Here is a 25,101-nt window from a genome sequence, read left to right on the forward strand (position 1 = left end):
AGCCGGTCCCAGTTGCACCGTTTAACTTCTCGAGTCGCTTCAATCTTGCTGAGGAAGGCAAAGAAGAGAACTATATCACCTCAAGCTCTCCAGCGCTTGTCGAAGTTTATACAGTTGGTTTCACATTATAGAATGTCGGGGCTGCTGCTTGTAACAGGCAGTACCGTTCATGTTCGCGCAAGACCTCTTTCAAAAGCTGAGAGATGATTTAATGACGCATTGCGTAGTTGTGTAAAAATCGTTCTCACATCGGCAGGTAAATCAAAGGTTAAAAACCTTTCATACATGGAAATATTGTCTATCTCACCTTCAACACCTGCAGCATAGGCAGCCTTAAGGTTTTCTGGAGTTATAATAAAGGACTGTGATATATCAGCAGGCAGCGGGACTTGATACCGATCGAATAGAGGCAATAGGGCATTGATATGTCTTATTTCCGCCTCTTTAATTTGCGAAAAAGTACGTATATATCCAAAGGCATCTAAAATATTATCGTATCTTGCTTGGGCTAAGTATTCGTCCTGAATCGCATAGGTTAACATTTTTGGAAGTGTCAGGGTAGTGGAATTTAAGGCACCTTTTGCCCCATAATTTTCTGCATTTTGGCGTTCACAGTGTGACCTTCGATGATTTTTCGTTAGAAAATACAAAAACCAGACAGCGTGATTTTGCTCATCAGCTGCTGCACGGCGAAAAGTTTCTTTAATTAATGGATCTTGTGCCTTATCAGCAATATCTAAATAAAAATCAACGGTTTCTTGCTCATCCTTAAAGGCGAATTCTAGACCTTCATTGTACGTATCCGGACATTCTTCACTGATTTCAGGTGAGTGCTTCCTTCCTGTCAGATTGACATAGATTCTATTAAATTCTTCGAAATGACGCCTTTCATCTTTTCTTATCTCTAAAATCTGCTTGCTCTCTACAGTTGCCGGTGCCAATTTAGATAACTTTTTATAGCATATAATAGCGCTATATTCACCATTAATGGCTTTTTGTATATCTGTTGCTAATTGTGTGTCCTGTGTTACACGGAAATATTGATTAGTATTTGGATGATAATTATAATAAGGCTGATTGAAAAACATCTAGAATCTCCTCCTGAGATTATTGAAATTATATTATCGTATTTTCATACTTAGGCAAGTGTGCCTGTTACAGTAACATAAAATTAGTTTGGTAGGATCGTGACTCTAAAAAAGATATACAAATGACGGTTATAAAAAATATAAAAATACTGTTTATCTAGCTTTGTCGGGTTTTTCCAAAAAAACATGAAAACGCTTGCGGATGTCTGAATTTTTAAAATACAATGGAAACATATTTAATTCTTGCAGACTGTCCTGTCGTCAGGATTACTAAAACTTAGAGGTTACTGGTTTAATTTTAGGATATTGAAATGAGAATGGGTTTGTCGCATTATGAAAACAAGGAAGGGGATAGCCAGATGAGTGTAAAAGAGAGGAATTTCGACAAGCTTCAAAAAAATCGAGCGAAAGTCGTCATCATTGGATTAGGTTTTGCGGGAATCGCAGCGGCTATTCGCTTGAAGCAAGAGGGTGAAAATGACTTTATTATCCTCGAGCGAGGACATGATGTTGGTGGAGTATGGCGTGACAATCATTATCCTGGCTGTGCCTGTGATGTCGAGTCGCATCTTTATTCGCTTTCGTTTGCTCCGAATCCAAACTGGAGCCGAAGGTTTTCTCCGCAGTCAGAAATTTATGCCTATCTCCAAGACTGTGCAAAAAGGTTCGGATTACTAAAACATGTCCGTTTCCATCATGAGGTCAAACGAATGGATTGGCAAGAAGAGAGCGGTCAATGGCTGATTCAGACTAACAATGGCGAGTTCGAGTCCCGTATTACAGTGGGTGCTTTTGGGGCACTGAGTGATCCTTCAATACCTAACTTAAAAGGAATCGACAAGTTTAAAGGGGAGGCTTTCCATTCAGCGGCGTGGCCAAAAGACTTTAATCCAAAAGGAAAGCGAGTAGCAGTTGTTGGAACCGGTGCATCAGCGATTCAATTTATTCCTGCCATTCAGCCTGATGTTGATTCCATGCACGTTTTTCAACGAACCCCAGCCTGGGTAATGCCGCGTCCTGACAGCGAGATTCGCCCGACCATGCAAAAGCTGTATCGAAAAATACCTATGCTTCAAAGAGCGGCTCGATTTAAAATCTATGTGCAGCGTGAATCATTTGTTCTAGGGTTCCGGAACCCGAAGATAATGAAGAAAGTTAAGAGCTTAGCCCTACACCATATGCATAAAGCGGTAAAAGATCCTATCCTTCGCGAAAAGCTTACACCTGATTATACGATAGGATGTAAACGGATTCTGCTCTCTAATACGTATTACCCTGCTCTCGCTGAGGCGAATGTGGATGTAGTTACGACAGGTATTGCTGAAATCACAGAAGACTCCGTTGTTGATGTAAAAGGGCACAGAGTTGAGGTAGACACCATCATTTTTGGCACCGGTTTCAAGGTTACAGATCTTCCTTTTGCTCACTACATTTTTGGAAAAGACGGACGATCAATGGCTGATGTGTGGAATGGGAGCCCTGAGGCATATGCGGGAACTACGGTTTCTGGCTACCCCAATTTATTTATCCTTCAAGGACCTAATACTGGTTTAGGACATTCTTCGGTTATTTTTATGGTGGAGGCTCAGATTGACCATATGATAAAAGTGCTGAAACATATGCATAAAGAACAGATTGATATTATTGAGCCCCACCTGAGTGCTCAAAAGAATTTTGTAAAAGAGACAGAGAAGTCCATGCAGGGGACAGTTTGGACGGCGGGCGGCTGTGATAGCTGGTACCTTGACCGAACAGGCCGAAATTCCACGCTCTGGCCTGGGTATACGTTTTCGTTCCGTAAGCTAGTTGCCAAGTTAAAAAGGCAAGATTACGAAGGACGGCGTGCAACGGTATCAGCCAACGAGGCAGCACCATTCTTGAGGCAGGTTAAGTAGGGGTTTCTATTTTATTTGCTGAGGAATCTTTGATCTAGGATGTCGTAGCAATACCTTCTGATAAGAGAGTTCACTAGAATACCTATATGCAGAAAGGGAGATTTTATGGAACCCAAATTAGCTAGTTTTACTGAAAGATTGTTTGGCAGATTTGGAAAAAACCCGCATAATAGCGGGCGGCCAAGTGTGGGTGACAAGCTCTATGGAAAGCGTATTGTCATCACAGGTGCGGGAGGAGGAATCGCGACAGAAGCGATCCGCCTGTTTAAGCAAGAGGGTGCGAAGGTTGCTGGAATTGATCTTAAACGTGGAGAAGGTACAATCCAAGCAGATATTAGAGATGTAGAGGCCGTAAAAAAAGCGGTTGCCGAGGCAGAAGGGCGCTTAGGTGGAATTGATATTTTGATCAACAATGCTGGCATTGGCCGGGCACAGGATGCAGGGGATTTTCCTGATGAACAAGCCCGCCTGCTAATGGAGATCCATTTATTTGGAACCTGGAACGTGACGGCGGCTGCCATGCCTGCTTTATTAAGAAGCAATGGGCATGTAATTAATGTTTCATCTGGCCTTGCGCTCGCTAATGTCCCGTATACTGCAGCCTATTCGGCCAGCAAACGGGCGATTGCAGGTTACTCTGATGTATTGCGGATGGAATACAAAGATAGAATTAAGGTCACGACACTCTATCCGGCATATATAAAAACAGCTATTCATGATAACCCGGCAGAATCCAATGCTTCGCTGGAAGGGCTCGTTCGCATGGAAACTGTCGATCAAGCAGCCAGAGCGCTGCTTAAAGCCTGTGTCCACAAGCCGCGTGATATATCGACTAGCAGGATGACAGGAATCGAGTTATGGTTTGCCAGGCATTTAAGAAGAACAGTAGACAATGTATTACTGAAAAAGTCCAATCGGATTAATGAACAGCGTGGGAAACCTACTTTTTTAAGAGATTACACTGAAAAAAGCACGACTGGGAACAAGAAAACGACAGCATAGGATCGGGAGAGTTCGCTCCGCGGTCCTTTTATTTTTTAAAAATTGCAATAGCAGCCAAGGTAAGGAGGATATTAGGCCGCTCACTCCGGAAAAGTCTGCAAACCTCTGTGCATCAATCTATGGATATCTGTGAATTAAAGGTTTTTTTGAATTATGGCGAATATCTTTCTCAGCGCCCCACTAACTCAAACAACAAGCTATGAATTTCTTGAGAAACACGGCATAAAAATGAGTGGATGGCTATTGTCTGAGGAGGATATATATGGAGATGGAAAAAGCTAGACTTACGATTGAAGAAAAACTGAAAGGAATGGTTGACGCCGACCCTAATCTTCATAATGCATACTTGCTTATCCATTCAGAAAAACACAAAATTCACTGGAATATGGCGCACGGGCTTACCGATGATGTGGCAGCGAATGCTGAGCAGCCTTACCATACAGCCAGTATTGGAAAGACTTTTACAGCGCTTATTATCGCAAAGCTCACTGAAGAAGGTAAAATCAGCATGGGGATCTGATTGCTAATTATCTTACGGACGAATTAATGAAAGATTTACATATCCATAAAGGAAAAGACTATTCGCACGAACTCCGTATCGAACACTTGATCAATAATCCTCGGGCTTGCCTGACTTTTATGAGGATAAGTCAAAGCTGGGAAAATCTTTTTTGGATATGCTGCTTGAGGATCCTTCACGTTTTTGGACTCCGGAAGAGACCATTGAATGGACGAAACCGAATATGAGCCCCGCGTTTTAAGCCGGGAGAAAAGTGTCACTACACAAATACCTGTTATAACCTTTTAGGACTGATTATCGAAAATGTCACCTCGAAATCTTATCATAAGCACTTCATGATTACGTTTTTAATCGCAAAATATGAATCACACTTATTTATCTCACTATTCAGAGCCAGCCGAACAAAACGGTTATCCCTTAGCGAATCTCACTGCTAACAACAAAGTGATTAAAGTTGAAGAGCATCGCAGTTTCAGCAGTATATATGCTGGAGGACAAACAGTGAGCACATCCGAGGATTTATTGAGATTCATGAAAGCTCTTACTAGTAATAATTTAATTAACAATCAATCCCTGTATGGGGCCACCTAGGGTCAATTGGTTCTTTCATGCTTTATAACCCTGTTATGGATGTTTACGTGATTGGCAATTTCAATAAAACAGGTTATTTAGGGAAAAGTGTCCGGTTTGTTTTCAGTATTCTGCGAACCTTATCTAAGATAAATCAAGACAAATAACAAGCCCACGGAAAATACCTACTGTTTAATCAGTTCTTAAGTAGCCTGCATCCTTGGCGCAAAAGCAGGGTGTGCAGGTTACAGAGCAGCATGTGATATCTTAATAAATAGAATATTTGAACAAATAAATAAAAAACAGTAGCTTAGTCATGTATAATGGTTACATACTGACCGTTTAGTTAGTTTTAAAACTGGATGCTTCGAAGCTTCGGATAGGCCTGTGTGAATGCGCTTACAAATGAATTTTAATTTGGATGGAGGAATGGAATACATGAAAGAAATCAAGCGAAATTACTGGCCAAAAGATGTGGACAAATCGTTGACCTATCTTCAGGGAGAAAAGCCACTACATCAGTATATAAAGGGACATGCAGAGAAAATTCCGGAAAAGGTGGCCTATTCATTTTACGGAAATAAGCTTAGTTGGGCTCAGCTTGATGAATATATTGATCGTGCTGCTGGATTTTTTCATGAACATGGAGTAGAAAAAGGCGATGCTGTCGGCTTGTTTATGCAGAATTGTCCACAATATATTATTGCACACTACGCGGTCCAGCGTTTGGGTGGGATAGTCGTTCCGCTGAATCCAATGTATAAGGAAGCTGAGCTCGAATTTTTGCTGAACGAAGTGAAAGTTAAAGGGATTGTGGCTGGACAGGAGCTGATTGGACGAATCCAGGCTGTCAGGGAAAGAGCTGTTTCAGTGGAATTCCTTATGACTGCCCATTATGCTGATTTTGTTCCAGAACAGCCTATGCTCCCACTTTTAGATGAATTAAAAGCGGAGAAGAGAGTTGTTGAGGATGCGTACGATTTTGCAGATATAATCAAGAGCCACAAGCCGTTTACAGGCCATATAAGTATTGATATTTGGAATGATATCGGCTTGATGGTTTTTACATCGGGGACAACGGGCAGGCCGAAAGCGGCGATGCTTCCATATGCAAGTGCTTTGTTTAAAACAGCTGCCACAGTCCATGCGAATGGGATGGAGCCGGATGACCGGTCGCTTGCTGTTGCACCACTCTGCCATATTGCTGGGATGGTAATGGGAGTGAACATTCCCGTGTACACTGGCAGTGAATGCGTACTGCTGACAAGGTTTGAACCGAATACAGTCATTGAGGCAATTGAAAAACATCAAGTTACCGTATGGTATAGCATCGCACCTATGAATGCAGCGATCTTGCATACACCAGGAGTAGAAAACAGAAACCTGTCTTCGCTAAGACGGAACATGGCGACAAGCTTTGGCGTCTCTGTTACAGAGCAGCTAGCTGAAAAGTGGAAGAGTCTTACAGGTGGATGTCCACTTTACGAAGCATCCTACGGATTAAGCGAAACACATACATGTGACACGTTTATGCCTGCTGACAATATAAAGTGGGGAAGCTGTGGCATTCCAACGTTTGATACGGAACTAAAAATCCTTAGCCTAGAGACCGGTGAACCGGTTGGACCTGATGAAAAAGGCGAAATCGTTCTTAAAAATCCTGGTGTTTTTAAAGGCTATTTAAACCGGCCTGATGCCACAGCAGAAACTTTACGGGATGGCTGGGTCCATACCGGAGATATCGGAAGCTTGGATGAGGATGGCTACCTGTACTTCCAGGGCAGGCTTAAGGAAATGATCAAATGCTCCGGATTTAGTGTCTTTCCTGAAGATGTGGAAGCATTATTGAACGAGCATCCTGGCATTTCACAAAGTGCAGCGATTGGGGTTCCTGATCAGATAAGGGGTGAAAGCGTTAAGGCCTTCATTGTCTTGAAGCCTGATTATGCAGGAAGAATCTCTGAAGAAGAAGTGATCGAGTGGGCGAAAGAGAAAATGGCTGCATACAAATACCCAAGATATGTCGAATTTCTTGAACAGCTCCCGGCAACTAGCTCAGGAAAGGTCCTGCGCCGCCTTCTGAAGGAACCGCAAGCAAAAGGCATATGATTAAGTTGTAACTAGTTGCAAAAATTTAAAACTTAGGCCAAATTACATTGTAATTTGGTTTTTTTTATGGAGTTTATTTAAATAATCATTAAGGAATATATTGAAGTCTTAGGCGCAAGCAGGTTTCTATTGAAATCAGCTACAAAGAGAAGTGCTTTTTCTGCATTACTAAAAATAGATCAATTTGGGTAACAACTGTTCAGAATTAGCGGTAATCCTATGGGGGATTTCATTGCTAAAGATGAATACAAATCTAAATTCAGATAAGAGAATTTAACTACGAATAATTGCCATTGAAGGGGGAGTTACCCAAAACTCCCCCCTATGCCTTAGTCCGTAAATAAAGAAAAAGTTTGGTAATTGCAATAGATACCCCTAAAATGAGCAGGTAATTAAGGAATAGGCTAAAGTAATTCGCGCCCTTATTTAGCTGCAATATATCAAAGTAAACTAGTGTTGGTTTTATACCAAAAGAAAAAGCTGCGCTTAGTATAGTTCCATAAAGGAAAATATTCTTATTGTGATTTAAGCACCATTGATAGACCAGCATAAAAGAAACTGGGACGAGTGAAGCATCTAATGCAAAGTTAACTGGCATTATGGGTATTGCCTGAAACGGATATGTCACGTACCCAGTTCGCATGGCGATCGCGTCTGAATAGGTAAACCATGTATGTATATTAAAGCCAAAGAATCCTAAATGGAACACTTTCCTTTTATCGATTGCGAAGTAGATAACAATCAGCGGGATCATCAGCATTAGGGCAATGGCCCAAAATTGCCATGTTTGCCAGGTGGAAAATTCCTTCCAATAGTCAAGCCACATTGTGGCCAGATTGTCCTGTTTGTTTAAAATTTCATCTAGTCGTTCACTCTGCTCTTTTTTCAAAATCACCCACTCCTAACTCCCCAAAAAGTTGCTCACTTTATCTAGTATCTCTTTTTTGTGACGATTTATTTAAGACAGCAAAGTTGAAATGAAGGGTTATTGATTAAAGGTTCAAAATATCGATCTGGAATGACATATTGAAAACTTATTTGCAAAAAGGAGACCAGACTAGCATTTGGCTGCTGTTATCCTTTTGCTGTTATAAAACGGGCAAAATGCATGCATTGCTTAGAGCCACAATGTTTAGTTAGAAATGTACGTGGAATGGATTAGTGTATATGTCTAATAAAGAAATGGAAAAACACAGTGAAAAAGGAGAACAGCTTATCGTAGGAAGGGTGATAAATAGTGAAGGTTGCAGAATTATTAATCAAAAGTTTGGAAAGTGAAGGAGTAGAATACATTTTTGGTGTGCCAGGAGAAGAGAATCTAGATATCATGGACGCGCTGTTAGAATCTGATATTGAATTTGTTGTCACAAGACATGAAACAAGTGCAGCGTTTATGGCGGGCACATACGGCAGGCTGACAGGTAAGCCTGGTGTATGCTTAGCGACTCTGGGGCCAGGTGCTACAAACCTATTAACGGGTGTTGCCAATGCGAATATGGACCACAACCCAATAATTGCAATAACTGGTCAAGCAGGACTTGACCGCCAGCATAAAATTTCTCACCAATATTATGATCTTGTTTCTCTTTATGAACCGGTAACTAAATGGAACACCCAAATTAAAAAAGGTGAAATTGTTCCTGAGGCTGTCCGGAAAGCTTTCCGTGTTGCATCCCAAGAAAAGCCAGGAGCTACTCATCTAGATCTGCCGGAGGATGTAGCTGCCATGGAGGTAGAGGGTTCTCCGTTGAATCTTACAGACCATCCTTTATCAGAGGCAAGTGAAAGAATAATTAAAGAAGCCTCAGATATAATCGAGCAGGCAAAACGGCCGCTAATTCTTGCTGGTAACGGAGTCTCCAGAGGAAAAGCATCTGAAAGTTTGCGGTCAATGGCTGAAAAGGCCTCAATTCCTGTTGTTCATTCTTTCATGGGAAAGGGCGCAATATCTTGGAGGAATGACTTAAGCTTACTGACAGCAGGCCTAGGTGGGAATGATTATATAACGTGCGGGTTTGCTCAATCAGATTTGATTATTGCAATTGGATTTGATATTGCAGAATATCCGCCAAAAAACTGGAATCCTGATGGGAAAACGCCCATTTTGCATATAGATACACGTGAAGCAGAAACGGATGCCAATTACCCGGTAAAATTAAATGTAATTGGTGATCTGAACGAAAACCTAAAGGAATTGGCAAATTCCCTTTCTAAAAAGGATCGAGACAACAATTGGGTATCAGCAGTTCGTGAAGATGCAATTAAAGAATTAAAAGAGTATGAACATGACAAAGAATTCCCGGTAAAGCCACAAAAGATCATTTCTGATTTGCGCAGTGTTTTAAATGAAGAGGACATTGTAATTTCTGATGTTGGGGCACATAAGATGTGGATGGCTAGAATGTATCATACCTACCAGCCGGAAACCTGCTTAATTTCTAATGGGCTGGCTTCGATGGGAATTGCCGTTCCAGGGGCTGCAGCTGCGAAGATGGTCCATCCTGACCGTAATGTTGTTGCAGTATGTGGGGATGGAGCCTTTCAAATGTCAAGTGCTGAGCTTGAAACAATTAAAAGGCTGAACCTCCCAATCGTCATTCTTTTATGGAGAGATGGCGGATATGGATTAATTGAGTGGAAGCAGATGAAAGAATTTAACCGCGCATCTAACGTGAAGTTTGGAAATCCTGACTTTACTCAACTGTCACATGCATATGGGTTTGAGGCTATGGAAGTGACTAAGAGTGAAGAATTGAAACCGGCAATTGAAAAAGCGGTCAGCATGAATAAGCCAGTTTTAATTGATTGCCCTGTAGATTACCGTGAAAATATGAAACTTACCGAAAAACTTGGAGAGATTCTCTGTTAGAAAAGGAGGAATACTATGCGAATCGGCTCAATAATAAATGGTACTGAAAGAGTGGGGGAAGATCGAAATACAATTGACGTTATCAATCCTTACACTAATGAAAAAGCAGCCGAAGTTGCTCTTGCCAGCCGGGAGGACCTTGACGCAGCTGTAAATAATAGTCTTGAAGTTTTTCAAACAACCATGAAAAAAATGCCTGCCCATGAACGCTCTGATATTTTGCGAAGAGCTGCCGAAATACTGGAGGAAAAGGCTGAAGAGTTCGCTTCTGTGATTGTTGAAGAAGCTGGGAAACCGATCAAGCATAGCAGGTCAGAGATCACCCGATCGATTCAGATTCTCAAATTCTCATCTGAACTAGCAAAGCACATGACAGGTGAAGTCCTGCCAATGGATGCGGCCTTACGGGGTGAAAACCGGATGGGCATTGTCAAACGCACACCGATCGGCGTTGTAGGGGCGATTACACCTTTTAATTTCCCCTTAAACCTGTCGCTTCATAAAATCGCACCTGCCATTGCGGCGGGGAATACAGTTGTTTTTAAACCAGCTGAAAAAACACCGATTTCTGCTTATATGCTTGTAAAGCTTTTTCAGGAGGCTGGTCTTCCGAATGGCGCGATTAATCTTGTCATGGGCACAGGAGAAGAGGTTGGTTCTGCGCTCGTCACGCATGATAAAGTGAAAAAGATAACCTTTACCGGGAGCCTTCCTGTTGGAAAAACAATTCGGGAAACAGCTGGTTTTAAAAAGGTAACCCTTGAGTTAGGGTCGAATTCTCCAAACATCGTGTTCGAAGATGGAGATATCGATCAAGCAGTTACTAGTTTAGTGCTTGGTGCCTTTGGCTTTTCAGGTCAAGTATGTGTATCCGCCCAAAGGATTTACGTTCAGAAAGGTATTTATCAAGAGTTTCTTGCTAAGTTTATTAAAGCAACTGAGGAGCTGGTTATCGGTGACCCGCGTGATGATAAAACCGATATTGGACCAATGATCACTAAAGAAGCCGCGAGCCGGGCGAAAAGCTGGATTGAGGAAGCGAGAGAGCAAGGAGCAACAATTGAAACAGGCGGCAGCCAAGATGGAACGGTCCTTACGCCTGCGATTATTACTAATGTTGAGCAAAAGATGAAGGTTGTATCTGATGAAGCCTTTGCTCCGCTAGTATCCGTTATGCCGTTTGATACAGAAGAGGAAGCTGTAAGCAGGACCAATGATTCTATTTACGGTTTACAGGCAGGTGTTTTCACTAAAGACATTGATCGCGCAATGCGCGTATCAGATCAACTTGAAATGGGTGGTGTCTGGATTAATGATGCCTCTACTTTTAGGCAGGACAACCATCCTTATGGCGGTGTTAAACAAAGCGGAATTGGTCGAGAAGGCGTTAAATATGCCATTGAAGATATGACAGAAAGCAAGTTTATTGGAATCAAACTGAATCCTTAAAAGTGAAACAGAGCTGGGAATTAACTGTACTCTAATCATAATGATTGGTGAAGGGTTCTAAACGCTGCTTTCTACAATTTGAGGGGATTAACAGACAATCAAAAAAAGCAAAGAGGGTGCCCCAAAAAGCTAAACCTTTCGGGACACCCTCTCTTTTTGCTCACTATTCGTTAACTCGATTTAGAGTTTTGCTAACTAATATACAGCTTATCTACATCGGATGATGTCATAACAGAAAGGAGTGCACCATAATTCAGGTCAAACCTTACTTCATCTCCCACTTGTAAATCAGCCCTTTTTGAATCAATAACGGTATGATCGCTGCTGGAGCCCAGAATTTCAATATCGAGCCTCGGTGTTAGTCCAGTAACCAGTACATCCTGACATCCAACCCCAAGAATGGCTCTTCTAATTAGCCCGCGGTTTTGGAATTGAGGCGATTCGCCAAATGCATTTTGTCCAGTGTCACCGTCTGGTACAGATGATTTCATCTTTGATTCAATGACTTCTGCTACGAATGTAAAAACATCTGTAAACATATCAGGAATCTTTGTCCGGCCAAGGGTCTCACGTCCAAGGAAAATGGATTCTCCCAACCTTAAATTATTTATAGTTCCATTATTTTCGGAAACAAGGAACCAGTTGTAATTTGCTGAATTGCCTCCAGATATATAGGCCAGAGGTAACTGATAAACAGCTTGGGTATGGGCAGCCAGTAAACATAACGACTTCATCTTTTCATCGGTTGGTATAACACCTCCAAGACAGGCAAAGTTTGCTCCAATTCCCACTATTTTAATGGCGGGAAGCAGTAAGACCTCTTCAATAAAAGGACTCAAATCCACCGGGAGAATTCCTTCTCTCATATCACCCATATCTATCATCAAAATGATTTTATGTTGAACGTCTCTTCTCAATGCGGCAGCTGAAAGGCTTTTGATAACAGCTAATTCAGTATTAATACTTATGTCAGCATATTTGATTACGAGGTCTGTCTCACTTAAGGATGGAGTCCGCAATAAAACTAATTCTGCCTTTATATCGGCCTCACGCATTTTTTTTAAGTTGCCTATTTTAGAATCAGCCAATAGTTGAATCCCTTTACTTACAAGCACCTGGGCTATTTTAGGAGTTCCGCAAATTCCTTTCGTAACCCCCATGATGCCGATCTGCTTTGCCCCATATAATTTTAATAGAACTTCGACATTGCTGCCAAGCTTTACAAGGTCAATTTCAACCCTAGATGACATAAAATCAATCAATTGATGAGAACTTTTTCAGCACGATTATACTTATTTTTCAGTTCTGGGAAGGTATCCAGGATGCTCATGACCAGCTTGTCACAACCATGCAGCAGAACATCCGTGGCCGGAATCTCTAGTTGTTCCTCATATACGTCTATTACCTTATCAACCTCTGCATCAGTCATATTTTCGTGGTTAATCGTAACCGCGATAACCTTTGTATCTGAAAAATTCTCGATAAGTTCAATTTCACTTTCGATGGTCGGCATTTTCATAAAGGGGAAGTCCCCTAATTGCTGGCGCATTGGCGGGTGTTGTACAATGACTGCACCCGGTCTTGAGCCTCTTAAAATTCCACAAGAACTCACATAGCCAGGATGGCTCAAAGCACCCTGGCCTTCAACGATAATAATATCGGGGCGGTCATTCTCGTAAGCTTTCATAATTTCATTTTCAATTTCACCTATCATAAATTGCAAGGGAATGGCGTCGATTGCCACACCGTATTTGGCTCCTTGAATGATGCCTGTCTGTCCTGTTGCTACAAATGAAACAGAGAATCCTTTTGCTGCTAAGGCTGCTTCTAGAATGACAGAGGTTGTTCTTTTGCCAACGGCACTGTCAGTCCCGAGTACAGCTATAGTAGGGGTGGAAATATTTAATATTCGTCCGGAGAAGAGATGCAAATCTTTATTTGGGAGGGGTTTTCTGACATCATGGATCGAGACACCGAATTTGTCAGCACACTCGGTAAATTCTTTGTCTTCGGTGAAGAATTCATGAAGGGGATTTATGATATCCATTCCTGTTTCCATGGCTTTTAAAATAATATTTCTTTCATATGTCTTTAAAAATGCTTCTGCTGGCGCTATACCGTAAATGAACTGATCGGGCAGAGGGGTAACATTCTCGATAACATCTTCAAGGCTTGTATAAATGGGGACATTATTTTTCTTGCCTTCAAGAAATTCACCTGAATCCAGATGGGCTTTAGTACTGTCAATAACACCAACAATCTCATAGTTCTTAGAGTTTCGTATTAGACCATTTGCCGTCTTTCCGTCCATCTTCCCAAAATTACCTTCACAATAAATAATAGCAGTTTTTTGCATAATTCTTCCCTTCTAGTCTGTTTTGGTTACTCGAAAAGAAGTAAATCTCAAATAACATAAAAAAACACCTTACCAAAGGAAGCAAACAGGCTTAAGCCGAGACGCTAAGAAATGTAAGGTGTTTTTTGAAATATTAAGATTTTTCTCTTCTATCAGCTTAGTATACCATAAGTTTACAATTATTATGCTTAACACCTAAGTATTTTGCATGTCTCAAGTAACTCTCCGATTCTATATTTTTTTGCAGCCTCAATTAAACCTGGCATATTGGGTTTGTATAAACATATAAATCTTTTATACGGACATTTTTAAGATTTCGGCTTTTCCTTTTTAAAAGATTCAGAAAAATAAAAGAGGAAGTCGGGGCCTGAAGGTAGAACTATTATGTAAACGCTTACAAAATTAAACCAGCAAGAGGGAATCTTCTAAAATAAAGCTTTTATTTTAAGGAGGTAACAGGAAATTGGCAGCTAATCAAAATCAGAATCAAGAGTTGGATGCTGTTGTCGTTGGAGCTGGTTTTTCAGGAATGTACATGCTTCATAAGCTTCGGGACCTAGGTTACTCGGTCCGTGTTTATGAGGCGGGAGAGGACGTTGGCGGCACCTGGTATTGGAACCGGTATCCAGGAGCACGCTGTGACATCGAGAGTATCTATTATAACTATACTTTTTCAGAAGAGTTGCTGAACGAATGGACATGGTCTTCTCGTTATGCAGAACAGCCAGAAATCTTAAGGTATATAAACTTTGTGGCTGACAGGCTCGATTTGCGCCGGGACATTCAATTCAAGACAAAGGTTACAGCAGCACACTATGATGAGGCCAATCAAAATTGGAAGATTCAGCTAGGTGACGGAACAAACGTGACCGCAAAACATTTTATTGCTGCAATCGGCTGTCTGTCAGCGTCGAATATTCCAAACTTTAACGGTATTGATCGTTTTAAAGGCGAGATGTACCACACAGGACGCTGGCCACATGAAAAGGTGGATTTTAAAGGCAAACGTGTCGGAGTGATTGGCACCGGGTCAAGCGGCATTCAGGCAATTCCGATCATCGCCGAAGAGGCTGGATACCTGACTGTTTTCCAGCGGACCCCACAATACAGCTCCCCGACTGAAAATTATGTTAGCGATCCGGAGACCATTAGGCAGACAAGAGCAAATTATAAAGAAATACGGAAGCAAATGTATGAGTCAATGCATGGGGTGCCGGACGGGCCGCGTGATCGCTCTGCACTCGAGGATTCACCAGAAGAACGCCAGAGAATATACGAAGAAGGCTGGGGGAAAGGTGGACTATTTTCCTTGTCATATACGTATAATGACCTTGGCATTGTTGAAGAAGCAAATAAAACGGTTGCTGAATTCATCCGTGCAAAGATCCGGAAAACAGTGCAGGATCCCGAGGTAGCTGATAAGCTGATGCCAACTTATTATTATGGTACTAAGCGTCCAATCATTGATACCAATTATTTTGAAACGTATAATCGGAAAAATGTTTCTTTGGTTGATTTAAGAGCCGAACCAATTGAAGAAATTACTTCAAATGGTATACGAACATCAAAAGGGGAATACCTCCTGGATACCCTCGTATTTGCGACAGGATTTGACGCAATGACCGGTCCTTTATTTAAAATCGATATACGGGGAAAAGACGGAGTTTCGCTAAAGGAGAAGTGGGCGGGCGGAGCCAACCTTAAGACGTATCTTGGGATTGCGACTGCTGGTTTCCCGAACCTGTTTATGATTACCGGACCACAGAGCCCGTCAGTGTTAAGTAATATGATGGTGTCAATTGAGCAGCATGTCGACTGGGTTGCCGACTGCATCGGTTATCTGCGTGAAAATAATCTGGAAGCCATTGAAGCGACCGTGCCTGCCGAAGAAGCTTGGAGCCAGCAGTGTAACGACATTGCTGAAATGTCACTGGCTGTAAAAACGGATTCGTGGTATATGGGTGCCAACATTGAGGGCAAGCCGCGTGGGTTCATTGCCTTCGCCGGGGGAGTCGGCTTGTACCGCCAAATATGCGATGACATCACAGCAAAAGGCTATGAAGGATTTTCTCTAGAGGCCTCAACTAAGGCACTTAATTAAACTACTGGGGAAAGCATTCATCTGAATAAATAATAGAAAAAACTAATCTAGTTATCTATGGAGGGAATATAAAATGGCAAATCTAGATCCGCAAGCAAAGTTTATATTAGAACAATTAGAGGCAGCCGGTGGCCCGCCGATGGAACAACTCACGCCTGAAGAAGCGAGACAGGCTGATTTTAGCGCTTTGGCTGGAGTACCTGAAGAAGTTGGCAATGTGGAAAACAGAAATATACCTGTAGATGGCGGCGAAATTGGGATTCGCATTTACACGCCAGCAGGAGAGGGACCATTTCCGGCTTTGGTTTATTACCATGGTGGAGGCTGGGTGATTGGCAACCTGGATATGGTAGATGTTCCATGCCGTCTTTTAACGAACAGAGCCAATTGTGTAGTCGTATCGGTTGATTATCGTATGGCACCGGAGCATAAATTCCCGGTCCCAGTTAACGATGCCTATGCTGCGGCTCAGTGGGTAGCGGATAATGCCTCTGCGCTTAATGTGGATTCTGCACGTGTGGCGGTTGGCGGCGATAGCGCTGGCGGAAACTTGGCTACAGCTGTAGCTTTAATGGCTAAAGACAGAGGCGGCCCTCCATTGGCTTATCAAATGTTAATCTACCCAGTGACGAACCATGCTTTTGACACAGAGTCCTACCAGGAAAATGCGGACGGCTACTTTTTAACCAAAAACACGATGGTATGGTTCTGGAACCATTATCTCCAGAATGAACAGGATGGGAAAAATCCTTATGCTTCACCATTGCTTGCTGATGACCTTAGCGGCCAGCCGCCTGCATTGATTATTACGGCAGGATTCGATCCACTTCGTGATGAGGGAGAAGCTTATGCAGAACGCCTCAGAGCAGCTGGGGTTACTGTCGAGGCAACTCGCTATGATGGAATGATTCACGGATTCTTCTGGATGCCAGGAATTCTGGAGCAAGGCAATAAAGCAATCGAACAATCAGCAAATGCTTTAAAGCAAGCATTTAGCGCAGTAAAGACAGTTTAATTCACCTTTAAAAATCGGATGGAAAACTTAAGTTTTCCCATCCGATTTTTCGTTTTATAGAGATGAACAGTAAGTGGACGATGGGTGGAGTGAATGGAAGTTTATAGAGTTTTAATATGGAGCTGCACCTCAAAGTGGAAGTCATAGCTTTGGAGGTGGAGTTTTTTGGTTTCATGTTTTGAGCGATCACAAAATATAATAATAGAGATTTAAAAAAACTATTGTTTATAAAATATACCCTGTGTGGTATTATAAGTTTGTTAGAAAACCTATAATTCCTGGTAAGCCGGCCTTACGCTCGAAAGGGAGAGTTCGCTCGGAATAGTAAAGTTATTGAAAGGATGGCTAAGTTATGTCTGATATACCTGACGATTCAGCTGCGGTAAAAACTCAACCGGCTTGGTTACAGAGTTACATCGATTCACCAGAAAAGCAACGGACTTTATATAAACGGACGTTGATTGCAGTTGTTATTTCACAAATTTTTGGAGGAGCTGGACTTGCAGCGGGCATTGCAGTTGGTGCACTTCTTGCTCAGGATATGCTGGGTACAGATAGTTTTGCCGGAGTCCCCATCGCCTTATTCACTCTCGGTTCTGCTGGGGCTGCCTTGCTTGTCGGCCGTCTTTCAGAACGTTTTGGCCGCCGGATGGGGCTTGCTTCAGGGTTTCTGACTGGAGGTGCGGGAGCGATTGGAGTAGTAATGGCGGCTATTAGCAATAATATATTTCTCTTGTTTGCTTCCTTACTGATTTATGGTGCAGGAAGTGCTACAAATCTCCAAGCACGCTATGCAGGGACCGATTTAGCAAGCCCAAAACAGAGGGCACAAGCAGTAAGTATTGCCTTAGTATCAACTACATTTGGTGCTGTTGCAGGGCCAAACCTGGTTGAAGTAATGGGCCGGTTTGCCACAGCGATAGGCGTGCCAGCACTATCAGGCCCGTTCATATTGGCTGCGGCCGCCTACATTCTTGCAGGTCTAGTGCTTTTAGCTTTGCTTCGTCCAGATCCTCTCATTGTTGCTAAAGGAATTGCGAGTGTTCAAGCACGTAACAAGAGCAATCAAGCAAATGAAAATACTAAAACAGCATCTCAAAACAAACGGGGGATAATTGCTGCAGCAACGATCATGGTGCTCACCCAATTGGTGATGTTTGCCATCATGACGATGACCCCTGTCCACATGGGGCATCATGGACATGGGCTTAAGGAAGTTGGGATGATTATTGGCTTCCATATTGGCGCTATGTTTTTACCTTCACCTTTGACCGGAATCCTGGTGGATAAGATTGGAAGAGTGCCGATGGCGGCTGCTTCTGGTGTGACATTGCTTATAGCCGGAATTTTGGCAGCTTCAGCCCCAGGTGATTCCATGTTTCTGCTGACAATTGCCCTTATTCTGCTTGGTCTCGGCTGGAACTTTGGTCTAATTAGCGGAACGGCAATCCTCGTAGACTCGACTAATCTATCAAATCGGGCAAAAACGCAAGGATCTGTTGATGTGATGGTAGCATTGTCTGGGGCTTCAGGCGGAGCGCTGTCAGGGATGGTTGTCGTTAACTCCAGTTACGCAGTCCTCTCTCTAGCAGGCGGAGTTCTTGCCCTCTTGCTGATCCCGGTTATCATATGGTCCAATCGACAGTAAAAAGATAACTTAATGGGAGTCTTTCATAGGATTTCATAAGATTGAGTAAAACAAGAAAAAAGCCCCCTGAAAAGGGAGCCTATAAACTAAAAAATACCTGCTTCTTGAGCGGCTTCAAAACTATCTCTAGCAAATTCAAAAGGATTACTAACATCTTCCCAGTGAATATACATTAATCTTGGTTCATCGAATAACCAATGGTTGTGGAGAGCGGTAACTAAAATACCCCTCTTGCGGAGTGCAGTTATGAAAGGATTGATTTCCTTCTGCAGAATAACTGTTTCTCCTAAATTCAGGGTCTCTCCACCCCTGTTATTCTCAAATGACAGGGCAAATGGGAGAGCCAAGGGGGATTGGGTTTTTCTATTTAAAATGGTTGCATTAATGTCCCTAAGTCGTGAGACGACACATACCCCGTTGGCTACTTCGGATGTACCACCTATGATCTTCGCCAATTTTTCGCAAGATGTTGCCATATTTTCTCACCTCCTCACTTTTACTAATAGAATATGTTAGCTAGTACAAGCCTGATTGGATTTAAGTACTATAGTTTGACAGGTTAGTAATAAACTTTTATAAATCTAAAGGGAACGCTTTGTTTAAACGATCCGCCATGACAAAAAAGTCAGCGAATTGTACTGGATGAGGCTTTATTTCTTTTAAGTTAATATCTATTGACCAGGACAACAGATATATAGCACGTATATCCCTCTAATTTTTTAACTTGGACGATTGTGGTAAAATTGTACGATAGGATTATGGATTTTAATTTATATTATTAATCTTCTTAACAGGTTGGTAATGCGGGTCTAATGAGTATATATAGGAGCTGGTGTAGTGGACAGCAAAATTCAATCCTGCTTTGATGATTTACAATCTAAGGACAAGGAAGTACAATTTGAAGCTTATAAAACTATTATGGCTGCAACAGAAGAGCCGGTGGCTTGGTCGTATGAGGTGTGGCTGCAATTAAAGGAAGGTCTCACTCATTCTAATAATCATGTCCGTTCTAGGTCAGCTCAGTTTTTAGCTGGTTTAGCAATCAGTGATCCTGAAAAAAGAATGCTTAAGGATTTCCCGGCATTATGGAAAGTTACCTATGATTCAAAGTTTGTGACAGCCCGGCATACCCTTCAGTCGATTTGGAAAGTAGGTCTGGCTGGAGCTGAACTGAAAGAAATGGTAATGAACCGCTTGGACGTGCGGTTTAAAAGCTGCGAGGAAGAGAAGAATAGTACCTTGATTCGCTATGATATTATTCAGGGTATGAGGAATTTGTATGACCATACAGGGGATAATGAGATAAAGGTGACAGCTTTGAATCTAATTGAGACAGAAGAAGAGTCGAAGTATCGGAAAAAGTATGCAACCGTCTGGAAAAATACATGATCAGCTACTATAGCTTTATTTTTACAGGAATTTATAAATTTAAATCCTATTGATTTAAATCTGTAAGTATGTAAATATGTAAATAAGAAAATTCAAAATTAAATAATTTCACTAGGGGTGCTGAAAAGCTGAGAGAGACGTTTGTCTTAACCCTTGAACCTGCACTAGGTAATGCTAGCGAAGGAAAGTGGTACATAAACGATTAGGTATGTCCTTTATTAGGCATTGCCAAGTCAATGTTATGGATACGTAAACCACTTCCTTACATGGGGAAGTGGTTTTTTATATTTCTGGAGGGATTTAACATGGAGGATCAGTTAAAGGATTTAATCAATGAGATTGAAAAACGTGAAGGTGAGCTTGTTCATTTATTAGAAACATTGATCCGCTTTAAAACACCTGCACCTCCAGCCAGAAATACTGAAGAAGGCCAGCAATTTATCGCCTCATTTTTAAAGAAAAAGGGCTTTGAAGTTGATATGTGGGATGTTTATCCTGGGGATCCTAATGTTGTTGGCACCCTCAAAGGTGTTCAGTCCAGCCAGTATAAAAGCCTGATTATAAATGGTCATATGGATGTTGCCGAGGTAAATGAGGGAGAGGAATGGACGTCCGATCCATTTACTCCGCTTGTCCAAAACGGAATGGTGATTGGAAGAGGCGCAGCAGATATGAAAGGGGGGCTGGCTGGTGCTTTATTTGCTATTCAGCTTCTGCATGAGTCGGGAATTCAGCTGCCAGGCGATTTAACGTTTCAATCCGTTATCGGCGAAGAGGTTGGGGAAGCTGGAACATTGGAGTGCGGCAAACGCGGCTATAAAGCCGACTTTGCTCTTGTAGTCGATACCAGTGATTTACATATCCAAGGTCAAGGAGGTGTGATAACGGGCTGGATCACCGTTAAAGGTAAAAAAACATATCACGATGCTACCCGCAAGGATATGATTCATGCCGGCGGGAACCTGTTTGGAGCAAGTGCCATTGAAAAAATGATGAAAATCATTCAAGGGCTTCAAGACTTGGAGAGAAACTGGGCTGTAATGAAAAGTTATCCGGGATACCCAGCTGGAACAAACACGATTAACCCTGCTGTTATCGAGGGAGGCAGGCATGCCGCTTTTATCGCTGATCAATGCCGGTTATGGATCACGGTTCACTTTTATCCTAACGAAACTCATGAGCAAGTTGCGAAAGAGGTAGAGCAACACATACAAACAATTGCAAATGCAGATCTGTGGTTAAGAGAAAATCCGCCAACATTTGAATGGGGAGGTTCCTCCATGATCGAGGAGCAGGGTGAGATTTTTCCTTCGTTGGAAGTGGATTCAAATCATCCAGCTGTCCGTTCTTTAGTGAATTCTCATGAAACTATATTAAACGAAAAGGCGATTGTGGATGTTTCTCCGACTGTCACAGATGGGGGCTGGTTTGGGGATGCAGGTATTCCTGCTGCCATATATGGCCCAGGGACGCTGCGCCATGCCCATGCCGTAAATGAACAAGTGTCGATTGAGCAGTTAATTCAATATACTAAGGTGGTTTTAACGTTTATATATCAATGGTGCCATACAGAAAAATAGTATGGAAGTTAGCAAATTTGAAAATAAGGAGAACTGCCCTAAATGAAATTTTCGGAGCACATATATGAAAAACTGCAGCCAGTTTGGCGAAAAAACCATGCCCATCCATTTGTTCGGGAAATGGGTGGGGGAACATTAGACCCAGAAAAGTTTCGTTTTTATATGGTACAGGATTATCTGTATTTAATTGATTATTCTAAGCTGTTTGCAATTGGAGCCATAAAAGCGAACAGGGTGGAAGATATGGAGAAGTTTTCTGCCTTATTGCATTCTACAATGAATGAAGAAATGGCTCTCCACCGCCAGTATGCAGAGCGATTTGGAATTTCTAGCGAGGAACTCGAACAAGCAGAGCCCTCCCCAATAACATTGGCCTATACCCACTACATGCTATATTCAGCACAAAATGGAACACTTGCAGATTTGGTAGCTGCATTGCTCCCGTGTATGTGGAGCTATTGGGAAATAGGCAAAGAACTGAGTGAAATACCAGGAGCAATTGATCACGAACTTTATGGAGACTGGATCAAAATGTACAGCTCAGAGGAGTTTGGCAGTCTTGCTAAATGGTGCATCGACTTATTGGATAAAACGGCCAAGGGCAAGTCCCCAGATGAACTTCTTAAATTGGAGAAGATCTTTTTAAACACAACACGGTATGAACATATGTTTTGGGAAATGGCATACAACCAGGAAATGTGGCACCACGATGATTGAACCAGTTTTAGAGTTTAAAAGAGTCTCGTTTGATTATAAGTCTGAACCGCTTAAAGACCGTGTGCCGATTCTCGAAGATATTAATTTCAGTGTTAATGATGGTGAATTTATATCCATTATTGGTCCCAGCGGCTGCGGGAAAAGCACAATATTTCGGCTGATTACTGGACTCGAGGAGCCAGGAGCCGGCAAAATTTACAGAAAGGGCCAGCAGGCAATAGACAGACTTGGCCGGGTCGGTTATATGCCACAGCAGGATCTGTTAATGCCATGGCGAACGGTCTTCGAAAATGCAATGCTCCCTTTAGAAATAAAAGGGATCAAGCAGAATGAAGCCGAGGAGCATGTGTTAAAGCTATTAATGGACTTTGGTTTAAAAGGTTCAGAAAAAGCATATCCAGGTGATTTATCCGGCGGGATGAGACAACGGCTGTCCTTTTTAAGAACGATTCTTAGCGGTTCTAATATTCTCCTATTAGATGAACCGTTTAGTTCGTTAGATGCGATTACCCGGCTAACGATGCAAGAATGGCTGCTGGACCAGTGGCAGAAATTGAGTAAAACGATTTTATTCATTACACATGACGTGGATGAAGCCTTATTTTTATCTGATCGGATTTTTGTGCTTTCACAGAAGCCAAATTCACTTATCAAAGAAGTTAAGGTGCCGCTGGGGCGGCCAAGGAGAGTCAGGGACTTAGGCAATCTGGATGTTATCACGCTGAAAGAAGCATTAATTGACGAGCTTCGGCCGAGGACAGCAACATGAAAAATCTCAATTCCTATTATTCTAGTTTGCTTGTCTTTGGTTTCCTGCTTATTTGGGAGGCAGGTGCCCGGGCTTATAATAAAAGTTTTATCCTGCCAGCACCTTCCGAAATTGCATTAACCCTATGGGAGTTGCGGTCTGTTTTAGTGCTCCATCATCTGCCCCCGACATTCCTTGTCATTTTTATAGGTCTGGTTCTCTCGATCCTGATTGGAACAGGCCTGGCCATATGGATGAACGGAAACAAAGTTGCTGAGAAAACCTTCTATCCGATTATCATCGCTTCGCAGACCATACCGATTATTGCATTAGCGCCTATTTTTGTACTTTGGTTTGGCTATACGATTTGGAGTAAAGTAGCAGTTACGGTTTTGATCACCTTTTTTCCGATCACCGTCAGTGCATTCGATGGACTTCGCTCTTCCGATAAAAATTTGAAGGAATTGCTTCTTACAATGGGTGCTTCTAAGAAAGACCTTTTTTTCAAACTGTATGTGCCATCTGCCTTGCCATCCTTCTTTTCAGGACTTAAGGTAGCAGTCACCCTAAGCGTGATAGGTGCAGCAATTGGAGAATGGCTAGGTGCCCAAGCTGGGCTGGGCTATTTCAGCCGCCGTATGATGACGCAATTTGATGGAGCAGCAGTGTTTGCACCGATTGTACTGCTATCAGCAGTTGGAATTCTATTATTTCTATTAGTAACATGGCTCGAAAAAACCCTATTAAAATGGAGGAAAACAGGATGAAACTTATTACAGGAATTGTTGCAGTCTTATTGGTTAGTTTATTTTTAACAGCATGCGGAGGAAGTGATGCGACTGCCCCAGAAACAGGTGCTGATAAAAGTGATCCGTCTGCATTAACAGAGGTAAGCATCATGCTGGATTGGTATCCGAATGCTGTACATAGCTATTTGTATGTGGCTCAGGAGAAAGGTTATTTTGCAGAAGAAGGGATTAAAGCCGACATTCAATTCCCGGCAAATCCAACTGATCCATTGAATCTGGCGGCGGCCGGGAAAGTAACGCTTGGATTATACTATCAGCCTGATGTGATTATTGCTCGCGCAAACGATATTCCTGTAAAGTCGATTGCTTCAATCGTCCGATCTCCTTTAAATCATATTGTTTTGCTGGAAGATAGCCCGATTCAGTCTCCGAAGGATTTAGAAGGGAAAAAGGTGGGGTATCCGGGTATTCCGCTGAATGAAGCTCTGCTTGAAACGATGGTTAAACATGATGGAGGAGACTTTAGCAAAGTAGATATGATTGATGTTGGGTTTGAACTGGGCTCATCCGTTGTTTCGGAAAAAGTGGATTCTGTTATCGGTGCCTACATAAACCATGAGGTACCCGTGCTAAAGGCGAAAGGGTATGAAACTCGTAATTTTAACCCGGTTGATTATGGTGTGCCAGCCTATAACGAAATCGTACTTGTCACCAGTGATGAAACATGGAAGAACGATCAGAAATCCATTCAGGCCTTTTGGAAGGCGGCAAAAAAGGGTTATGAATTTATGAAGGAAAACCCCGAGGCAGCCCTCGAAATATTAATAAACAATCAGGATGAATCCAACTTCCCTTTGGATGAAGAAGTGGAGAAACAAAGCCTGGAAATATTGCTGCCTAAGATGGAAGAAGATGGAGCTGTCTTTGGTTCACAAGATGAGCAGTCCTGGACGGAAGTAAGAGATTGGATGTATGAGGCGGGTTTAATTGAATCAGCGCCTGAAGTCAATGATATGATTGAGGATATTGAAGAATAAAACAGTTTTTTCTTAAATAGAGGTTTTATGGTATATTTACCTTAGGTCCTATTATAAATTGGACTTGGGAAGGGCGTGTAAGGTATGAACGATCAACAATCTGAAGAAATGGTTAAGCATTTAAAAAGAATCGCGGATGCATTAGAACGTTTATCACCACCACAATCCGAAGAATCTGCCAGCATAGAAGATGTTTTAAAAGCTACTAAATAAACACCTCAATTTAAAAGCAGAAAATAAAAGCCGCGATTATAGCGGC

21 protein-coding genes, 1 pseudogene and 1 riboswitch are annotated in these 25,101 nt (G+C 42.1%); of the genes and pseudogenes, 17 read left to right on the forward strand and 5 right to left on the reverse strand.

The features are described 5' to 3' along the window. Window positions 1–167 precede the first annotated feature (167 nt). Window positions 168–1,088 carry a ferritin family protein gene (locus HRJ06_RS00400; RefSeq protein WP_174727048.1) on the reverse strand — a complete coding sequence of 307 codons (921 nt, stop codon included), beginning with the start codon at window positions 1,086–1,088 and terminating at the stop codon, window positions 168–170. 359 nt (window positions 1,089–1,447) lie between these two features. On the opposite strand from HRJ06_RS00400, the gene HRJ06_RS00405 reads away from it, so the two are divergent. The 5 genes and pseudogenes from HRJ06_RS00405 (at window position 1,448) to HRJ06_RS00420 (ending at window position 7,184) form a co-directional block, all read left to right on the forward strand. After that, entirely contained in the window at window positions 1,448–2,983 is a 1,536-nt protein-coding gene (locus HRJ06_RS00405; protein WP_174727052.1) for a flavin-containing monooxygenase, read from the forward strand. A gap of 105 nt (window positions 2,984–3,088) precedes the next feature. Beyond that, window positions 3,089–3,985, forward strand: a complete 897-nt coding sequence (locus tag HRJ06_RS00410) for an SDR family NAD(P)-dependent oxidoreductase (protein ID WP_174727055.1) — start codon at window positions 3,089–3,091, stop codon at window positions 3,983–3,985. Between the two features lie 262 nt (window positions 3,986–4,247). Continuing rightward, window positions 4,248–4,505 (forward strand): serine hydrolase, encoded by a 258-nt coding sequence (locus HRJ06_RS23115; RefSeq protein ID WP_242035088.1) that lies wholly within the window; start codon window positions 4,248–4,250, stop codon window positions 4,503–4,505. 278 nt (window positions 4,506–4,783) lie between these two features. Beyond that, window positions 4,784–4,942 (forward strand): annotated as a pseudogene (locus HRJ06_RS23120) (hypothetical protein); the annotation flags it as partial. Window positions 4,943–5,513: 571 nt separating this feature from the next. Beyond that, window positions 5,514–7,184 carry an AMP-binding protein gene (locus HRJ06_RS00420; RefSeq protein ID WP_174727059.1) on the forward strand — a complete coding sequence of 557 codons (1,671 nt, stop codon included), beginning with the start codon at window positions 5,514–5,516 and terminating at the stop codon, window positions 7,182–7,184. A 322-nt stretch (window positions 7,185–7,506) separates the two neighbouring features. On the opposite strand, the gene HRJ06_RS00425 is transcribed toward HRJ06_RS00420, so the two are convergent. Continuing rightward, window positions 7,507–8,073 carry a hypothetical protein gene (locus HRJ06_RS00425; protein ID WP_174727062.1) on the reverse strand — a complete coding sequence of 189 codons (567 nt, stop codon included), beginning with the start codon at window positions 8,071–8,073 and terminating at the stop codon, window positions 7,507–7,509. A gap of 348 nt (window positions 8,074–8,421) precedes the next feature. On the opposite strand from HRJ06_RS00425, the gene HRJ06_RS00430 reads away from it, so the two are divergent. Then, window positions 8,422–10,053: an acetolactate synthase large subunit gene (locus HRJ06_RS00430; protein WP_174727064.1), complete on the forward strand. Its 1,632-nt coding sequence runs from the start codon at window positions 8,422–8,424 to the stop codon at window positions 10,051–10,053. A gap of 15 nt (window positions 10,054–10,068) precedes the next feature. After that, entirely contained in the window at window positions 10,069–11,502 is a 1,434-nt protein-coding gene (locus HRJ06_RS00435; RefSeq protein ID WP_174727066.1) for an aldehyde dehydrogenase family protein, read from the forward strand. Window positions 11,503–11,693: 191 nt separating this feature from the next. Here HRJ06_RS00435 and HRJ06_RS00440 read toward each other — a convergent pair whose 3' ends face one another. Together HRJ06_RS00440 and HRJ06_RS00445 are read right to left on the reverse strand one after the other, a co-directional pair. Next, the gene (locus HRJ06_RS00440) at window positions 11,694–12,764 is read right to left on the reverse strand and encodes an alanine/ornithine racemase family PLP-dependent enzyme (RefSeq protein WP_242035089.1); all 1,071 of its coding nucleotides are present in this window, start codon (window positions 12,762–12,764) and stop codon (window positions 11,694–11,696) included. Further along, a complete protein-coding gene (locus tag HRJ06_RS00445) occupies window positions 12,761–13,858 on the reverse strand; it encodes an N-acetyltransferase DgcN family protein (RefSeq protein ID WP_174727069.1) in 1,098 nt (365 codons plus the stop codon). Before HRJ06_RS00445 ends, HRJ06_RS00440 begins: the two co-directional genes overlap by 4 nt. Before the next feature lie 463 nt (window positions 13,859–14,321). On the opposite strand from HRJ06_RS00445, the gene HRJ06_RS00450 reads away from it, so the two are divergent. The 3 genes from HRJ06_RS00450 (at window position 14,322) to HRJ06_RS00460 (ending at window position 18,622) form a co-directional block, all read left to right on the forward strand. Next, window positions 14,322–15,959: a flavin-containing monooxygenase gene (locus HRJ06_RS00450; protein WP_277874641.1), complete on the forward strand. Its 1,638-nt coding sequence runs from the start codon at window positions 14,322–14,324 to the stop codon at window positions 15,957–15,959. A gap of 73 nt (window positions 15,960–16,032) precedes the next feature. Beyond that, window positions 16,033–16,974 carry an alpha/beta hydrolase gene (locus HRJ06_RS00455; RefSeq protein ID WP_174727072.1) on the forward strand — a complete coding sequence of 314 codons (942 nt, stop codon included), beginning with the start codon at window positions 16,033–16,035 and terminating at the stop codon, window positions 16,972–16,974. A gap of 352 nt (window positions 16,975–17,326) precedes the next feature. After that, window positions 17,327–18,622, forward strand: a complete 1,296-nt coding sequence (locus HRJ06_RS00460) for an MFS transporter (protein WP_174727075.1) — start codon at window positions 17,327–17,329, stop codon at window positions 18,620–18,622. An 86-nt stretch (window positions 18,623–18,708) separates the two neighbouring features. On the opposite strand, the gene HRJ06_RS00465 is transcribed toward HRJ06_RS00460, so the two are convergent. Beyond that, the gene (locus HRJ06_RS00465; protein ID WP_174727078.1) at window positions 18,709–19,098 is read right to left on the reverse strand and encodes a DUF1259 domain-containing protein; all 390 of its coding nucleotides are present in this window, start codon (window positions 19,096–19,098) and stop codon (window positions 18,709–18,711) included. 361 nt (window positions 19,099–19,459) lie between these two features. Here HRJ06_RS00465 and HRJ06_RS00470 point away from each other — a divergent pair, with 361 nt between their 5' ends. The 7 genes from HRJ06_RS00470 to HRJ06_RS23405 all read left to right on the forward strand — a co-directional run bounded on the left by HRJ06_RS00470 (window position 19,460) and on the right by HRJ06_RS23405 (window position 25,055). Further along, the gene (locus tag HRJ06_RS00470) at window positions 19,460–20,011 is read left to right on the forward strand and encodes a hypothetical protein (protein WP_174727081.1); all 552 of its coding nucleotides are present in this window, start codon (window positions 19,460–19,462) and stop codon (window positions 20,009–20,011) included. A gap of 103 nt (window positions 20,012–20,114) precedes the next feature. After that, window positions 20,115–20,214: riboswitch (TPP riboswitch) on the forward strand. Between the two features lie 102 nt (window positions 20,215–20,316). Continuing rightward, window positions 20,317–21,591 (forward strand): acetylornithine deacetylase, encoded by a 1,275-nt coding sequence (locus tag HRJ06_RS00475; protein WP_174727083.1) that lies wholly within the window; start codon window positions 20,317–20,319, stop codon window positions 21,589–21,591. A 42-nt stretch (window positions 21,592–21,633) separates the two neighbouring features. After that, entirely contained in the window at window positions 21,634–22,308 is a 675-nt protein-coding gene (gene tenA / locus HRJ06_RS00480; protein WP_174727086.1) for a thiaminase II, read from the forward strand. Beyond that, window positions 22,301–23,077 carry an ABC transporter ATP-binding protein gene (locus HRJ06_RS00485; RefSeq protein ID WP_174727089.1) on the forward strand — a complete coding sequence of 259 codons (777 nt, stop codon included), beginning with the start codon at window positions 22,301–22,303 and terminating at the stop codon, window positions 23,075–23,077. The genes tenA and HRJ06_RS00485 overlap by 8 nt, the downstream gene beginning before the upstream one ends. Beyond that, a complete protein-coding gene (locus tag HRJ06_RS00490) occupies window positions 23,074–23,823 on the forward strand; it encodes an ABC transporter permease (protein ID WP_174727092.1) in 750 nt (249 codons plus the stop codon). Before HRJ06_RS00485 ends, HRJ06_RS00490 begins: the two co-directional genes overlap by 4 nt. Beyond that, window positions 23,820–24,842, forward strand: coding sequence for an ABC transporter substrate-binding protein (locus HRJ06_RS00495; RefSeq protein WP_242035090.1), 1,023 nt, complete (start codon window positions 23,820–23,822; stop codon window positions 24,840–24,842). Before HRJ06_RS00490 ends, HRJ06_RS00495 begins: the two co-directional genes overlap by 4 nt. A gap of 84 nt (window positions 24,843–24,926) precedes the next feature. Further along, entirely contained in the window at window positions 24,927–25,055 is a 129-nt protein-coding gene (locus HRJ06_RS23405) for a hypothetical protein (RefSeq protein ID WP_277874642.1), read from the forward strand. Window positions 25,056–25,101 lie beyond the last annotated feature (46 nt).

The organism is Mesobacillus harenae, assembly GCF_013343715.1.
GTDB lineage: Bacteria > Bacillota > Bacilli > Bacillales > Cytobacillaceae > Mesobacillus_A > Mesobacillus_A harenae.

What these genes read in the sequence shown, in the direction of transcription:
- HRJ06_RS00445 (WP_174727069.1), bottom strand. Translation starts at nt 13,858, where the DNA reads ATGCAAAAAACTGCTATTATTTATTGTGAAGGTAATTTTGGGAAGATG.
- HRJ06_RS00410 (WP_174727055.1), top strand. Translation starts at nt 3,089, where the DNA reads ATGGAACCCAAATTAGCTAGTTTTACTGAAAGATTGTTTGGCAGATTT.
- HRJ06_RS00485 (WP_174727089.1), top strand. Translation starts at nt 22,301, where the DNA reads ATGATTGAACCAGTTTTAGAGTTTAAAAGAGTCTCGTTTGATTATAAG.
- HRJ06_RS00460 (WP_174727075.1), top strand. Translation starts at nt 17,327, where the DNA reads ATGTCTGATATACCTGACGATTCAGCTGCGGTAAAAACTCAACCGGCT.
- HRJ06_RS00435 (WP_174727066.1), top strand. Translation starts at nt 10,069, where the DNA reads ATGCGAATCGGCTCAATAATAAATGGTACTGAAAGAGTGGGGGAAGAT.
- HRJ06_RS00475 (WP_174727083.1), top strand. Translation starts at nt 20,317, where the DNA reads ATGGAGGATCAGTTAAAGGATTTAATCAATGAGATTGAAAAACGTGAA.
- HRJ06_RS23405 (WP_277874642.1), top strand. Translation starts at nt 24,927, where the DNA reads ATGAACGATCAACAATCTGAAGAAATGGTTAAGCATTTAAAAAGAATC.
- HRJ06_RS00465 (WP_174727078.1), bottom strand. Translation starts at nt 19,098, where the DNA reads ATGGCAACATCTTGCGAAAAATTGGCGAAGATCATAGGTGGTACATCC.
- HRJ06_RS00420 (WP_174727059.1), top strand. Translation starts at nt 5,514, where the DNA reads ATGAAAGAAATCAAGCGAAATTACTGGCCAAAAGATGTGGACAAATCG.
- HRJ06_RS23115 (WP_242035088.1), top strand. Translation starts at nt 4,248, where the DNA reads ATGGAGATGGAAAAAGCTAGACTTACGATTGAAGAAAAACTGAAAGGA.
- HRJ06_RS00405 (WP_174727052.1), top strand. Translation starts at nt 1,448, where the DNA reads ATGAGTGTAAAAGAGAGGAATTTCGACAAGCTTCAAAAAAATCGAGCG.
- HRJ06_RS00495 (WP_242035090.1), top strand. Translation starts at nt 23,820, where the DNA reads ATGAAACTTATTACAGGAATTGTTGCAGTCTTATTGGTTAGTTTATTT.
- HRJ06_RS00455 (WP_174727072.1), top strand. Translation starts at nt 16,033, where the DNA reads ATGGCAAATCTAGATCCGCAAGCAAAGTTTATATTAGAACAATTAGAG.
- HRJ06_RS00490 (WP_174727092.1), top strand. Translation starts at nt 23,074, where the DNA reads ATGAAAAATCTCAATTCCTATTATTCTAGTTTGCTTGTCTTTGGTTTC.
- tenA (WP_174727086.1), top strand. Translation starts at nt 21,634, where the DNA reads ATGAAATTTTCGGAGCACATATATGAAAAACTGCAGCCAGTTTGGCGA.
- HRJ06_RS00400 (WP_174727048.1), bottom strand. Translation starts at nt 1,088, where the DNA reads ATGTTTTTCAATCAGCCTTATTATAATTATCATCCAAATACTAATCAA.